Here is a 13,925-nt window from a genome sequence, read left to right as displayed (position 1 = left end):
GTTTTTCAGATAGGACGTTGGTCAAGTGCCCGATGGGCGATGGACTAATCCCGAATTCCGCAGTTGATCTGAATTGAGGTAGAATCGGCGGCCACATTGTCTTGTTCGCCAGGAGGGTTGGCATGCGCACTCTTCCGGTTCCGGCCTCACGTGACCTCGGTCGTCAATAGTGGACGCCATGAATCGCAGCCTCGCGCCGCCACGCATGCCCCCGTGCCAACCGTCAGGTCGGCGCTCCCGAGAACCGGGGCTTCACCCTAACTCATCTCTACTGTAGAATCCGGGATCAATGGAGGATCACCCGTGAAGGCGCTTGCACGTGCAGCTCGATCGAGAGTCTCGCAATGTGCGGCTAGGGCTGCTGGAAGGGGCTCGGTTTTTTTGCCACCGGTCGAGTCGAGTCTCTGAATCGTGACATCACCACATTCCAAGATGGCTACAAATCGACCATTCTGGGACTTTGGGCCGGCATGGACTATCGATTCAGTAAGAACGTGGTCGCCGGAATGTTGGGGAACTATGCGAACGCAGACGGTGATTTTAGCAACCGTTTGTGAATTTTCGGGCCATAGCTGGCAACGATCAGCTTAACAATTACGCCGGTACCTTGGGGGTACGGGTGCAATTGTAAGACCGCGTCTGCTGCATGACAGCTGTATCCGTTCTAGGACGCATCCGACCATGAGTGCGCAGGGAGAAACTCAGCTGCGTTGCAGTTCAGACCGGGAAGTGTACAGGGTATGGCGGGAATCTTCATCAGTTATCGGCAGGATGATACTGAAGCCTGGGCGATTTTGTTATGCGAGAGTCTTGCGAAGGTATTCGGCGAAAAACAGGTTTTCCTCGATAAGGATACATTGCGTGCAGGGAACTGGCGAGACCAGATCAATCAGGCGCTTGATCGCTGCGCTGTCGTGTTGATCGTGATCGGTCCTCGATGGCTTACCGTTGTGGACGAGCAGAACCGGCCACGCATCAGTCTTCCAGACGATGTCCATCACCAGGAGGTTGCTCTGGCGTTGAGCCGGCCTGATGTCACCGTGATTCCCGTGCTGGTCGATGAGGCGCCCATGCCTCGAACTGATCAGTTGCCCACGGATCTGCGCCGGTTGTGTGATCAACAAGCGTATAAAATTGGGGACACTCAAGCCCGGCGCAAGGTGGATATGGAGGTCTTGATTCAGAACATCCAGAGGGTCAGTGGCTTTGATGTCCGTGCAGAGGAGGGCACTAAGAGCGTCGGCGACCCGTCACTCAAATCGTTCTCGTGGTTCAGGCCGGATCCTGTGGCACTTGGCAGTGCGGCCGCCTTGACGGTCGTTTCCGCCGTCCTGGCCTTTCTCTCCAACACACCGTTTACCAACGGGGAACCGGTTGTTTTGCTCCCGCTGTTCTACGGGCTGGTACTTGGCGCTAAATACTTGTGGCACCGACGTGCCAAGTGAGGAAATGAGACGATATGAGGCGAGTCGGATATTGGTGTGCTGTTGTCGCGCTGTGGTTGATGGCACTCCTGTCTGATTTCCAAAGTGCCTACGCTGCGGCAGATGCCGGTTTCAATGAAACCAACGGTCTGGAGGTGATTTGTCTTACTGAGCGATCTGTCATCGTCCAGGGAGAAAACGTTCGATTGCATGTATGGGTGAGTACATCAGATGGTCAATCAATAGCGCAGCCGCTCACCGTTCAGTGGCAGGTCACTGAAGGTCATATCCAGGGCACGGGGAACGAAGTGCGCTGGGACCTGAGCGCAGTGACTATCGAGCCGAGTGAACCCTATAAGAACGTTGTCGCCACTGTCACGGCCGATGCGCCGAGTGTGGGCAAGGGACGGTGTTTGGTGCGGGTCACTATCACGGAACCTGTTCAAACGCGTGGGCCTCTGATTTCGGCTCGCGGATTTCTCAAGCCCAGGATAAGGGAAAAACAGGGTTATGGGCTCTACAGCTACCTCCTCTTTAGTGCACCGCCGCAACATGAAGGAGAGAAGGCACGCTATCTCAAAGTCCTTGAGGCCTGTTTGAGCATCATGCGTGAGAGCGATGAGTTCCTTGATCGACAGCTGGATTCCGAGCTGAACGCCACGTACATTCCAGTGAAGAAGACCCCTATGCCTGGTAGGTCGGATTCAGAGTGGGCGGAGAAGGTGCTGGCCGTCTATGATTATGCGGCGGCACAAATTCTGTTGAGCAAGCTCGATTCGATGTATCAACAGGGGCCATATCTGATTTCTACCCTGAAGCCATTGTTCATGTCTGACAGCCATCAGCCCTTGCACCTGTTTCAAGACTTGACAGGCCTTGTTCCGGATCAGGCATCGAACTGGGTGAAGCACTTCACCTATCTCGCGGCGCAACAACGGACTTGGCAAGATCAATCTCTGCGGCAATTCCACCTCAAAATGCGCAATCTTCTGGCCGTGGCAGGCATCGTCACTCCTGAGGTGGTGAAGGCGGTCAAAACTTTGGTTCAGATGAGGTAGAGAAAGGGGGAGATGCCGTACAGATAGGAACCGGCTTTGGCAAACTAAGATGAGCCACCTTCCGAATCCGCAGAGGAGTGTTTCTCAAGACAAGTGGTACTTCGTCATGCGGTATCGCATGGGTGTTTCAAGTGCATCCTTCTCCGGAAATTCGATCCCATGCGCATAGTCCTGATTGCCGCTGGCCCGCTCACTCACGTCGAACCTGGTTTCGATTCGTTCCACATCTTCGCGTAATTTTTCCCGTTCGTGGTTGTCCGTAAGGCCGATCGTATTGGCCTCTCGCTTGGTTGTTCCGAAGCCAACTTTGATCGGGTTATAGACGTCGTAGCCGCGGCAAAATATTTTGGACCGTTTGTCAACTGGCTCCAAAAGATCGCACAACGTCGGCACGGTGACAACGTCGGAATGAACGCGTCATCTCTCGCCGCTCTCGGTGAAACGAAGATCTATCAGGCTGCGGAAAAACCGTTCGGTCCTCCTTCGAGAGCATCAGGACGAACGGTGTGACCATTGAACTTAGTGAGATTTTCCGTTCGTGCTGAGCCCTTCGGTTGACTCAGGGCGGGCTTGTCCAAGCACACAAATCGGGTTTTTCGCAGCCTGCTAAAGATGCGGGCTGGGTAGATCTGAAGGAGCTTTCTGACAAGACAGGATTCGGTCGGATGTGAGTCACACCGCCACGGCTCACCTGGGCTCTATGGGGTGGGGTTTTCGTGTTCAGATGGAACTGCGCAGCTGATCGATCCCCTCATGGCAATAGCCGAGCGGCAACCACCGGCAACGGCCGCAGATGGAAGGCAGGTCGTCGCCGCTCATCGATGTGCTGATCCGCGCGAGAATCTCTTGCCAAGCAAGCTGCTCCCCCGCTTTTAGACCAAGCCTCTCAAGGACGACCCGATCCTGGTCAATCATGGCCGCCTCCGACGGCTCGCCGTTGAGCGTACAACCGGAGGACTCTTGTTGATGCGGGCAGGCGGCACACACTGCATCGGGAGATGCCACGACTTGGACAGTGGTCTCGGGCTGATCACACAAAGTCTGATGAATCGCCGCCATGTTGGCAACAAAACTAGGGCTGTAGCCTTCCCCACGAAACCCTTGCAGACAGAGGAGGGTATGGCCCCGGAGACGGATTGGAGTGGAGGACCAGGCGTATAGTTTCAGATCGGCCATCGCGGGAGTTCCGTCACCATTGTGTCACCGCCTAGCCAGACGATGCAAATACAGGCCGCCAGCAGGAACAGCAAAAAGGAACGGGAATTCGTATCAAGTCTTGTTCTGTGCATATGTTCCTCGCCAGCTGATGGCTTATAGCCCCTGCGGATGCTGGCGCAGAGGGAGAAACTGGAGGGCGTAGCGGCTGCTGGCAAATGTCGGACGAAAAAGCTGAATCAGTACTCCTGTGCCAATGCACGATTCAAGATCCGACCCCAGATGCATTTTTTATTCGATTCCGCTCGTTCGTCGGCTCGAGCTGTAGCTTTGATTTTCCTCAGCCGTTATCTTTCAGCGGTCAGTCATCAGCCCTTCCGATCACCATCAGCTTTTAAGGGCACCCGGTACTCTTTTCTTCACAGTCTCTTCGCGGAGCTGATTTATAGATGGGAACGAGGTAAGCTTGTTCGCTAATTGACCTGCAATCCTGAGTGACTTGAGTCTTTGCTGAAACGTCAGGAGTGCGTTGGAGTACCACGCCTGAACAAGCGGCTTTAGTCGCCGGTACATCTGTAAGATTTGCCAAATCACGTGCAAACGTTATGAGCTATGCATCCGTAGAAATCTTTTGGATGAGGTATATAAGTGATCGAGAAGATTGAGCCGATTCCAAAGATTCCCGAGGCGCTCCGCCTTGCGGCTCTCCAGAGAAAGCTTATTCCATTCATTGGTGCAGGTGTTTCGCAACTGGGAGGCTGCCCCGGTTGGGATCAGTTTGCAAATGCGGCTCTCCAATTCTTCGTTAGTAAAGGCAAGCTCAGTCATGCGCAATTGGACCAGATTCGTTCCCTCTCATCTCGAGTCAAGCTCTCTGTGGCTTTGGAATTGGAAGCGCAGCACAGCTTTCCCATCGAATTCAAGGAATTGCTGACTCCCTCTGACAAGCAAAAAGAAGATATGGGGGACGGGGTATACCGTGATCTCTCAAGGCTTGCGACTACGTTTGTCACGACGAACTACGACGACTGGCTGGATCGAATACCCCCTCCCGTCGTCCTGCCGTCAGAGCAGTCCCCATCTGCGCAGCAGCTACCAACAACCACTCGCCGTCGCTTCTACAAGCATAGCGAGATAACGGTAGAGAACTTAGACATTCCTCATGCTGTGTTTCACATCCACGGTTCGGTCCATGAGCGAGACAGCATGGTGCTTACAACTGTTGACTATTTGGTACGCTATTCAAGCCATCGCATCGACGGGACGGCAGACCGGGAGAACCCATTACTCACGTTTCTTCAAACACTCTTTCAGCTCAAGAATGTTCTCTTCATCGGCTATAGCCTTGGCGAATTGGAGGTCCTCGAATACATAGTTCAAAAGGGTATTGAGAAAGCGGCAGTTACCGCTGAAGCGCCCCGGCACTATGTTCTCCAAGGCTTTTTCTCTCATGAGATCGAATTGGCACGTAGCCTGGAGAGCTATTTTCGCCAATTCGGGATCGGTCTATTGGCATTCTCACGAGATGAGCGCGATTGGACTCAACTCGCTGAGGTCATTAAACACTTTGCAACGGAGATTCCTCCTGGGCCAGCCCTGGCGTTGCCTGCACGGTTAGAAATGGAGGGACTCCTCCCATGACTTTGGAGCTTACGACAAAACTCAAGTTGTTTATTCAACGCATGAAAGAAGGCGAGGAGCAGGCTCAGTGGGGCTATGAATTATTGCTGAAGCGCTCAGACTTCGACGAGTTCTTTGATCACCTGAAGAATGCCGGTCTGTTCGGGGCGGAACATAACCGTGGACCTCTTCCGGCTGATCAGCCCGGATACGTCCACATTCCTTACTGGCATGGGCTGGACTATCTGGAGGCTGTCGCCAAGCGGGCTGGTGAGACGAATAATTTTCAACTCGCAGAGAAGGTAATGGGTGTTGTTCGCGCCGTCAGCCAGGCTCGCGAACCGGACGGGATGATCCCCGACAACTACCATACATATCGGAAATTCGCCGAGATTCTGGGTTTGGTTCCGACTGCCGCTGTGGTTCTAGCCGACCTTGATCTTATTCCAGGCTGGATTCAGGGGAAATTTAATCGAGGAGGAGTGTGCCACGCACTCGATAAGGGTGCGATGCGTCGGCTGTTGGCAAGTGAGTCTCTCGACGACTGGGATAAAGCCATTTCCATTCTGCGCCACTGTACGGCCATTATTTGGGTTGAGGAACAGTCGCTCGGTGAGTCTCGTAGGAAGCCAGTAACCATCGTAGAGGATCACTGGCTCGCAAAACTTATCAAGAATCACGCGCCAGGCTTGGGCAAAAGGGCTGGCCAAAAGGCTGCAGAAGTCCTTGTTGTGCGCCTCCGTGAGACATATGACCGAGCCAGGCGAGATCTTCCGAGCTGGTTACACCGCCCCGCCATAGAAGATCATGCACAAAACCATGAGTGGCTTGGGCCAGAGAATCGATTTGTGGAGGGGCTCCGTGATGTGCTTGTGAGTTGGGTTGACCATAATAGAGCCACAGCAAAACCGTTTGTCGAAACACTAATCGGCGACGACGCCGAAATACTTCGACGGATCGGTATTCATGTGCTGGACAGACGCTGGGAGAAGTTGAAGGAAGTCTTCTCCTCAATTATTGGGTTGCGGTTACTCGACGATGAGTCACTCCATGAAGTCTATGGTCTACTCCAGCATCACTTTGAGACTTTTGATGATGCTGAGAAAGCTGCACTGGTGGAGGCAATTAGGCAATTAGGTGAGCCGTCAGATGATGAAGAGGAGAAGCGCAGGCTTCAGCGTAAGCAGCGAAAGTGGCTTTCTACTATTGCTGGTAAAGGTTATGCGCCAGCTGATACCTGGTTTAATTCACTAGATGCAGATCAGTTGCTAGGTGACCTATCAGATCACCCGGACTTCCATTCCTACATGGAGTCGTGGAGCGGGCATGGACCAGCTGCATACCAACCTCAAGAGATCATCGTATTTGCTGAAACTGGAAGTCTTATACAAAGATTGAATGACTTTCAGGAACAAGATTCATGGCGCGGTCCTACGACACGAGCACTTGTAGACTCGTTGGAAGCAGCTGTTGCACTTGCCCCGACTACATTCCTTGGACTCCTCCAGGATTTCATAAATGCGAAACGGCCGTTCCAGTATGGAGTGATCAGCGGATTTGAGCAGGTCTGGAGCAAGCCACCGCAAGATGGGCAGGAACTTGACTGGGGCAAAGCATGGCCGCAATTAGTCTTGTTTTTGGAACGGCTGATTGGGCCCATAGAATTCTGGACCGAACAAACTTTGCAAGATCAGAATCATACGCCCAATAGAGACTGGATTCCGCCGATCATCGCCCAGTTGTTCAGATCCGGCACACAGGACGACGAAAAGGCTTATTCACCAGACCTTCTGCCCAGAACATGGAGGCTGCTGGTGATATTGCTCAAGAATCTGGATTGGCGAGATGAACCTCCAAAGTCCGATTCCATGACACAGGCTATTAATTCATCTCGCGGCAAGGCAATTGAAGCCATATTTTCTCATGCGCTGAGAGCTTGTCGACTTGCCGATAGAGAGCGACAGCAACATGCCGATGTATGGGCCTCAATGAAAGGCGTATTCGAGGATGAACTTGCCAAGTGTCAGAATGGCAATTTCGACTTTTCAACGCTGGCCGGAGCGTACATTACCCAGCTTGATTACATTGATAGGGACTGGCTGAAGACGAAGATCGGGGAAATATTTCCAAATGATTTTCAGGCTAATTTTAACTGTGCGCTCGGTGGGTTAGCCTATGCAAACATAACGCGCGAAGTTTATGGTCTTTTAGTTGAGAACGGGATAATCGACCGTGCCTTCCGCTTACAGATGAATGACCTGATGGTCATTCAAAGACTTGTGGAACATGTGTCGCTTGCCTACTTGTGGAATGATGAAACGCTGGACTCCTCTAGATTCGCCTACATATTTGAGTCCGGCCAAATAGAAGCGATCGACGATGCCGTCGGTTGGTTTTGGAGTATTAGAAAAGAGCAACTATCCACTGAGCAAGTTGAGCGGATAATTAAGTTTTGGGAGCGATGTATATTGTGGAGTCGTACTCTTGCAGAAACACCCGCAAAGCTCCTATCCAGCTTGAGCCGATTAGCTTGCTACATTCGGTCAATCAGCGACCGGGAGCTCGATTTACTACTTGCTGTGGCGCCTCATGTTCATGTGGCCCACCACGATGATTTCTTTTATGAGGAACTGGATCGGTTGGCAGACACCAATGCCGAGGCAGTAGCAGTTATCCTGAAGGCGTCTCTTGATACACATGTGCCCTCTATCGACTTTGAGGATAGGCTTGAATCAATTCTTGGCAAGCTTGCCGCAAGCGGGAAGCGAGACGAAGCCCTAGTCTTAGCAGACCGACTCAAACAGATTCCTGGAATGGCTCAGATCTTTAGAGATTTACAGGGTAGGCATGACCATGCTTGAACTATAATTTGGCTGGTCAAGGGAACAGAGAATTACTTATAGGTAAACAGATGGCGGATGTTAAGCGGTTGGATACCTTTGTCTTCATCACCGTCAATTCCGAAGATAGCTAGATAGGGTCAGGTTGTGTTTCTTACATCAAGGCCTATTTGCTATTCGGCTCACTGTCGCGTAGGGCAGTCCTAGCCCACATCATTCATGAACACTTCTCCTGCAATTGTGGATTCGCCGCTGCGACAACCTTGGCTGCGAAATTCTCGCTCCCAAGTGTTCGTTCGGAAGGGGACAGACACCACGCGGAGACGCGGAGAAGGGTGTCAGTCCCCAAGCTTCGCTTGCCCGTCCCGCTTGGCGTCTTCGGGAACCCGTTGCTCCTCCGATACAACGGGTGGAACGTCACGAACCGTCATGAACAATGTGGGCTCATCAAAACGTTTCATCCCCAGTCGGCTCGTAGTGCGGCTCAGCGTTCATGTCGTGTCGCAACTTCGATAACTGGAAATACATGCGGCGCCCACCCGGAAGACGGGGTCAGTTCTTGATCTTGCACCCATGGCTTATCAGCCTCTTCCCTCCATAAGACATGCGAGTTCCTCCTGGCTGAAGAGGTAACGCCGGCCGCCGAACTCACACCTCCCATCGGCCCTGGCCTGCTTCTCCATGGTCCTGCCAGTTCCTCCCGGCCAAGGACGATATGACGCTCGGTCAAGCAGCGTTGCGGGGTTGTCATGATTGGGTTATACTTCGGGTATGAAAACAGCCATCTCCATCCCGGACGATGTGTTCGCTGATGCCGAACGATTGGCCCGAGTGCTCAAGAAGTCTCGCAGCCAGCTCTATAGCCGCGCGCTGAGGGAGTACGTGGCCCGACATGCCGCAGATCAGATCACGGAGACGCTCGACCGGGTCTGCGGAGACGGCCCGCCGGCGGATAACGACTTCGCTCAAGCGGCGGCGCGGCGAACGCTTCGGCGTTTGCAATGGTGATCTCGCAGGGGGAGGTCTGGTGGGCGGACTTGCCTGAGCCCTCGGGCTCGGAACCTGGGTTCCGGCGCCCAGTCGTCGTTGTGCAAGGTGAGGCCTTCAATCGAAGTCAAATCTCCACGGTCGTTTGCGTACCGCTGCCCAGCGATCTTCGCTGGGCAGAAGCCCCGGGCAATGTGCTCCTCGCCTCAAAGGTGACGGGATTGTCCCAAGACTCTGTTGCCAACGTCTCGCAGCTCGTCACGTTGGACAAATCTTCCCTCACCGACCGGATCGGCAAGTTGTCGAAGGCGAAGCTGGATCTGGTGCTCTTCGGAATCGATGTCGTGCTCGGTCGTTGAGTTTGCCGTCGAACAAGCCGCTGCAGCGGCCTGGGTTATCGCGTTGCTCGCATGCTAACCTAGCTTCTGCAGTTTGGTCACCGCGGAGTCTTTCTTCGCCCGCCGCGAGAAGCAAGGTCCTGTCTCTTGCATCAAGGCCTATTCGGCTCACTGTCGCGTAGGGCAGTCCCAGCCCACATCATTCATGAACACTTTTGCTGCAATTGTGGATTCGCCGCTGCGACAACCTTGGCTGCGAAATTCTCGCTCCCAAGTGTTCGTTCGGAAGGGGACAGACACCACGCGGAGACGCGGGGAAGGGTGTCAGTCCCCAAGCTTCGCTTGCCCGTCCCGCTTGGCGTCTTCGGGAACCCGTTGCTCCTCCGATACAACGGGTGGAACGTCAGGAACTGTCATGAACAATGTGGGCTCATCAAAACGTTTCATCCCCAGTCGGCTCGTAGTGCGGCACAGCGTTCATGTCGTGTCGCAACTTCGATAACTCGAAATACATGCGGCGCCGCGCCCGGCTTTGATTGCCGAGCGGGCGGTGCTCGGCGATGCAGTGCCACGGATTGTAGGATAGGCGTCGCGCGAAGGCGATCTGCGCCGGTGAGTCGAACTTCTGCTGTGGGATGCGCAAGGTGGCCACCGAGACGCGGGGCGACAGTCGCTCCGGCCAGAGCACCGCATTGTTTTCGAGCGGCATCAGATGAGGATCGGTCTGCAACTGCAGGCGAATGTCCAGCTCGACATCGTGCTGATTGAGCGCGGCGACCATGGCTTGACGCAGGTAGTCATCCGGCGGCCGCAGCGGAAGGCGTGGGATCGGGGTTTTCTGGTTTGATTTCGGCCACACCGAATATTGCATCGCCTGCCCTTCACCCAACAGATAGGGCACACAACTGAAGTACGGCGCCTCGAACGGACTGCTCTGCGTCTTGATCCACAGGCCCTGCATGATGAAGTCCAATAGGTGGGGACGGCGAAGATTGAAAAAGTAGTACATCTGCGCATTCTTCAGGCTCTCAAGCTGCAACTGAGCGTTCGCGCGCGTGTCCGGCGTGACAAAGGTCGGCGTGGATACGCCGAACATGTCCTGCGTGAATTTCTCTTCGTCCATCAATTTGGGACCGGGAACTCCCATCAGCTTGATGCTGATGCTCATGAACCCCACATCGTCGATGTCCGGCGTCACGTAGGGGCCAGGTCCGGAAAAGCGGACCCATGCGCGATAGGTTTTTGGGTTCGCGTAGATACCATGTCGGAACTGCGGCGGCAGGCCTTCGTGGACGATGAACTCCGCGCGCACGATGCCGTGGGTCTTGGTATTTCCGCCTCGTTCGAATCCGCCCGGCTTCCACAGCCCGCGCATCTGCTTCTGGAAGCTATCGATGATCGATTGGAGCGAGGCCTCTTCGTCCGGTTGCACCCGTTCCTCGGCGATCTTCAGTCTTTCGTTCGGCCGGAGCAAGTTGATCAGCGTGGTGGTCAGGCGCGCGACCGGGTCGCGCAGCACCGCGTCGAAGGGCGGACGCATCCAGGGGTCGATGCGTCGCTGCAGTTGCACCAGCCGCAGTGATGTATCACTGATCCAATTCAGGACTGCCGAACCGGTATCGGCAGGCGGCACCGGGCGGCTCGTCATGGAGCCCAACACGTTCCGTTGCATCACGACCCCTCTGAGTGTGGCGTTGCGAGGTAACGCAAGGCGCAAATACCGGGCAGAAAAAAATAGGCGCCGCCCACAACGGTGACGAACTGCGGCAGGCCGGTCAGCCGTCGATCCGGACCATCGGCTTGCGGAATCGAGAATCCGTCCGTGGAAAACTCTCCGGGGTCCGGCAATCGGTTGCCGAGCAACGGATCGCTTTCGCCGTGGAGACCGGCAAATTTACTCCCCATCACCCACGCGCTTTGCACAAACTCGAACTGCCGCTTGATATTGGCCACAAGGCAGATGAAATGGAGCCCGGTCTCCGTGCCGGGCGAGGATTGCGTCGCGGACAACGCAGGCGCCACACCTGCACCGAATGTTCGTCCACGGCGAAGCAGGCGATGAAAGCGTGTCGATGCGACCAGATCTTGATGTCGTGCCGCTGTGTTGAATCCTAACATGCGCCACAGACGCGAGAGGATTCCCGGAGGACCGGGTGGCAAATCCGCATTGCGCGGATTCATGCGTCGGATGTGCGCGCCCAACGGGCAGCGCAGCCCTCGTGGATCGGCTTCGTACGTGAAGTCGTTCAGTCTTGATTGCTGGGCGGGAGAGTTGCCGGCGACTGAGTCCTCGTGCGGCGCTACCAAAGGTTCGCCATTTTTCTTTCGGCCAACCATCGCCTCGGCAAGTCGCTCGCGCAGGTCCGTATTGCCTGCTGCTTGCCGGTCCAGTTCGCTCCAGAAGGCTTGCACGTCCTGGTGAAGTTGGCGCAACACGAGATAGCAGCCGTTGCGTCCGAGGTCGGCTTGGTCCGGCGCGTCTTCGGCTCTCGGCAGCAGAGCATCGGGGTCACGCTGTGGGGTAAGCAGCGGACGCGGCGTGTAGAGCCCGTATTCGTTGGGATAGCCGAGCAGGAACTCGCCGAGACAATTCACGTTGCTGTACTCGAGCTGGTCCTGGTCGCGCACCGGCCGCGTTCGCTCCCAATCGATTTGCGGTTGCGAAATGCCGTCGACGAATCCAAACGGCTCCATGCCATGTAAATCGGATGTCGACAGGCGTTCGATGCGCACGAATCCGGCTCCGCATTGCGCTTCGATCTCCTGTTCCCATGCCGCCAGTCGCCCGGAACGGGCATACAGAAGCACGGCGACGTGCGGCACCCGCTCGCCGGTGCCCCATTTCCAACCGCTTGGCTCATTGGCGCCGATATCTCCTAGACGGCGCGCGCGCGCGGCGTCACTCGCCATGCCGGCGACAAATTCGGCTGAAAACTGCGCGAGCAGGTCGGGGGCGACCTCCAATGCACACAGGCCCTCGCTCGTGAATGCGATGTGGAGCGCAGTCTCGGGCAGTGGATCGGCCTTGACGGCGCTCGTGACCGGCGCCTGCGACAGCCACGCGCGCGCAGCGGCCGGATCCTTGACGCGCAGTAGGAGAAAACAAGCTTCCGTCAAGTGCTTGTACCCGAACCGCACCAGGCCCTGCACGTCGTCCAGTTCCACCGACCGGTCCTGACTCAGGTTTGTGCTCATAGCAGCTGTAACCAGGCCTGAGCCTGCGCGTCACTCACGCTCGCGAGCTCCAGCCCTTCCCTGATGCGTTGATTTCGCTTGAGGTCGACCAAGGCCAGGCCTGGGTAGGCCCTGTACCAGACCTCTGTCGGCAACTGATGACGCCGCTGGTAGTTCTTGAACTTGTTTTCAATGCGTGCGCCGCGCGCGACCAGCCAACGAGTGCGTGGCCAGCCCACGCCGTGGCTAAAAGCGAGATTCAGGCCCCACGCCACCTTGTTGATGAAGTCGTCCATGTAGGCCTCGTGGCCGCCGTCATAGTTGCTGGTGAAGACGAGCCGGCGCTTGTCATCGAGAAAGGCCCAGAACGCAAAGTGAATCGTCTGCACGCGTGCGAGAAAACCGCGCGTGAAGACATGGCGACAGGTATAGTCGATCAGCACCAACACCACCGTCACGAGCCAGCGGCGAAACAGTCCCGGCTTGACCGAGCCGAATGCCGTGTACTGGTTGGTCACGTCGTAGTCTTCCAGCTGTTGCAATTCCAGCAGCGCCGCGCCGTCCGGGGGCGGGAAGATTTCGGCATCGGTGCTCTCTTTCGTGCGCAAGATGACGATCAAGAGCGGCGACAGGACAATCAGAAACGGTAATAGGATTAGGCCCGCCAGGGGAATCGCAACGAGATGGAGGAGCTTTGCGAGTTGCCAGCGCAGTGGGGTCGGCTCCCGCGGCGTCATGCCAAGCCTTCCGGCGCTGACTTCAGCATCGACGAAGTCGATCAACTCGCGCCGGAGTTGCTGCGCTTGCCTGGCCGATGCGAGCGGCGCGCGCGGCACTCTCGCGGCGAGAGCACGTTGTAGCGCGCTTTCCTCCTTGACTTGCCGTACCGTGCGACCGACCCAGTTGATGTAGTTGGCAGCGAGTCGATGTTGATGCGCTTGCATCCAGGGTAGTAGATCATCATCCGCGTTGAAGCCGTCGCAATGCATAAAGATTCGGCGCAGGCCCGTAGCTGCGCGCCGTGCCAGATCCGCGATGCACTCGCCTGCGGATCCGTCACAGCTGCCGATAAACGCAAGGTAGACAGGCAGGCTTGGGCGTGGGATACCGATGTCGCCGAGCGTGGGATCGTCCAGCACCACCAGCCGCGCAAAATGCAGACGTTCGAACTGCCCGAATGGCAAGACCGCGTTCGTCGGGTCGGCCATACCCGGCTTGGAATTCATCGTCTTCAGCAGTTCCCGCAGACCGTGTTCCCGGCCTGGCGTGACCTGTGCCACCAGCATGAATTGGGATTGAGGAGTCAGGGCAGCACCCATCTCGTGGCAC

At 55.8% G+C, this 13,925-nt stretch carries 12 protein-coding genes; 6 read left to right on the top strand and 6 right to left on the bottom strand.

The annotated features are described in order from the left end of the window. Window positions 1-740 precede the first annotated feature (740 nt). Both P0119_06995 and P0119_06990 read left to right on the top strand, forming a co-directional pair. Window positions 741-1,445: a toll/interleukin-1 receptor domain-containing protein gene (locus tag P0119_06995; protein ID MDF0665808.1), complete on the top strand. Its 705-nt coding sequence runs from the start codon at window positions 741-743 to the stop codon at window positions 1,443-1,445. Window positions 1,446-1,459: 14 nt separating this feature from the next. Beyond that, window positions 1,460-2,482 carry a hypothetical protein gene (locus P0119_06990; protein MDF0665807.1) on the top strand — a complete coding sequence of 341 codons (1,023 nt, stop codon included), beginning with the start codon at window positions 1,460-1,462 and terminating at the stop codon, window positions 2,480-2,482. Between the two features lie 84 nt (window positions 2,483-2,566). Here the strand turns inward: P0119_06990 and P0119_06985 are convergent, their stop codons facing one another. After that, window positions 2,567-2,875: a hypothetical protein gene (locus tag P0119_06985; GenBank protein ID MDF0665806.1), complete on the bottom strand. Its 309-nt coding sequence runs from the start codon at window positions 2,873-2,875 to the stop codon at window positions 2,567-2,569. A gap of 327 nt (window positions 2,876-3,202) precedes the next feature. Further along, window positions 3,203-3,658 carry a DUF1284 domain-containing protein gene (locus tag P0119_06980; GenBank protein ID MDF0665805.1) on the bottom strand — a complete coding sequence of 152 codons (456 nt, stop codon included), beginning with the start codon at window positions 3,656-3,658 and terminating at the stop codon, window positions 3,203-3,205. A gap of 627 nt (window positions 3,659-4,285) precedes the next feature. Here P0119_06980 and P0119_06975 point away from each other — a divergent pair. Then, window positions 4,286-5,278 carry an SIR2 family protein gene (locus P0119_06975; protein MDF0665804.1) on the top strand — a complete coding sequence of 331 codons (993 nt, stop codon included), beginning with the start codon at window positions 4,286-4,288 and terminating at the stop codon, window positions 5,276-5,278. Beyond that, window positions 5,275-8,118, top strand: coding sequence for a hypothetical protein (locus P0119_06970; GenBank protein MDF0665803.1), 2,844 nt, complete (start codon window positions 5,275-5,277; stop codon window positions 8,116-8,118). Before P0119_06975 ends, P0119_06970 begins: the two co-directional genes overlap by 4 nt. Before the next feature lie 317 nt (window positions 8,119-8,435). On the opposite strand, the gene P0119_06965 is transcribed toward P0119_06970, so the two are convergent. Beyond that, window positions 8,436-8,558, bottom strand: a complete 123-nt coding sequence (locus P0119_06965; protein ID MDF0665802.1) for a hypothetical protein — start codon at window positions 8,556-8,558, stop codon at window positions 8,436-8,438. A 310-nt stretch (window positions 8,559-8,868) separates the two neighbouring features. On the opposite strand from P0119_06965, the gene P0119_06960 reads away from it, so the two are divergent. Together P0119_06960 and P0119_06955 are read left to right on the top strand one after the other, a co-directional pair. Then, window positions 8,869-9,105 carry a hypothetical protein gene (locus tag P0119_06960; protein MDF0665801.1) on the top strand — a complete coding sequence of 79 codons (237 nt, stop codon included), beginning with the start codon at window positions 8,869-8,871 and terminating at the stop codon, window positions 9,103-9,105. Beyond that, window positions 9,099-9,443 carry a type II toxin-antitoxin system PemK/MazF family toxin gene (locus P0119_06955; GenBank protein ID MDF0665800.1) on the top strand — a complete coding sequence of 115 codons (345 nt, stop codon included), beginning with the start codon at window positions 9,099-9,101 and terminating at the stop codon, window positions 9,441-9,443. Before P0119_06960 ends, P0119_06955 begins: the two co-directional genes overlap by 7 nt. A gap of 412 nt (window positions 9,444-9,855) precedes the next feature. Here P0119_06955 and P0119_06950 read toward each other — a convergent pair whose 3' ends face one another. Genes P0119_06950 through P0119_06940 form a run of 3 tightly spaced genes read right to left on the bottom strand, consistent with a single transcriptional unit; the run spans window position 9,856 to window position 13,915 of the window. Beyond that, window positions 9,856-11,094, bottom strand: a complete 1,239-nt coding sequence (locus tag P0119_06950; GenBank protein ID MDF0665799.1) for a catalase family protein — start codon at window positions 11,092-11,094, stop codon at window positions 9,856-9,858. After that, entirely contained in the window at window positions 11,094-12,617 is a 1,524-nt protein-coding gene (locus tag P0119_06945; GenBank protein MDF0665798.1) for a hypothetical protein, read from the bottom strand. The genes P0119_06950 and P0119_06945 overlap by 1 nt, the downstream gene beginning before the upstream one ends. Then, window positions 12,614-13,915, bottom strand: coding sequence for a hypothetical protein (locus P0119_06940; GenBank protein MDF0665797.1), 1,302 nt, complete (start codon window positions 13,913-13,915; stop codon window positions 12,614-12,616). The genes P0119_06945 and P0119_06940 overlap by 4 nt, the downstream gene beginning before the upstream one ends. Window positions 13,916-13,925 lie beyond the last annotated feature (10 nt).

This window comes from Nitrospira sp. (assembly GCA_029194665.1).
Lineage (GTDB): Bacteria > Nitrospirota > Nitrospiria > Nitrospirales > Nitrospiraceae > Nitrospira_D.
This window is presented reverse-complemented; position numbering and strand designations above follow the sequence as displayed.

Excerpts from the sequence above, each read along its gene's own strand:
- P0119_06995 (MDF0665808.1), top strand. The coding sequence starts at position 741 with ATGGCGGGAATCTTCATCAGTTATCGGCAGGATGATACTGAAGCCTGG.
- P0119_06970 (MDF0665803.1), top strand. The coding sequence starts at position 5,275 with ATGACTTTGGAGCTTACGACAAAACTCAAGTTGTTTATTCAACGCATG.
- P0119_06990 (MDF0665807.1), top strand. The coding sequence starts at position 1,460 with ATGAGGCGAGTCGGATATTGGTGTGCTGTTGTCGCGCTGTGGTTGATG.
- P0119_06940 (MDF0665797.1), bottom strand. The coding sequence starts at position 13,915 with ATGGGTGCTGCCCTGACTCCTCAATCCCAATTCATGCTGGTGGCACAG.
- P0119_06980 (MDF0665805.1), bottom strand. The coding sequence starts at position 3,658 with ATGGCCGATCTGAAACTATACGCCTGGTCCTCCACTCCAATCCGTCTC.
- P0119_06960 (MDF0665801.1), top strand. The coding sequence starts at position 8,869 with ATGAAAACAGCCATCTCCATCCCGGACGATGTGTTCGCTGATGCCGAA.
- P0119_06965 (MDF0665802.1), bottom strand. The coding sequence starts at position 8,558 with ATGAAACGTTTTGATGAGCCCACATTGTTCATGACGGTTCGTGACGTT.
- P0119_06950 (MDF0665799.1), bottom strand. The coding sequence starts at position 11,094 with ATGCAACGGAACGTGTTGGGCTCCATGACGAGCCGCCCGGTGCCGCCT.
- P0119_06955 (MDF0665800.1), top strand. The coding sequence starts at position 9,099 with ATGGTGATCTCGCAGGGGGAGGTCTGGTGGGCGGACTTGCCTGAGCCC.
- P0119_06945 (MDF0665798.1), bottom strand. The coding sequence starts at position 12,617 with ATGAGCACAAACCTGAGTCAGGACCGGTCGGTGGAACTGGACGACGTG.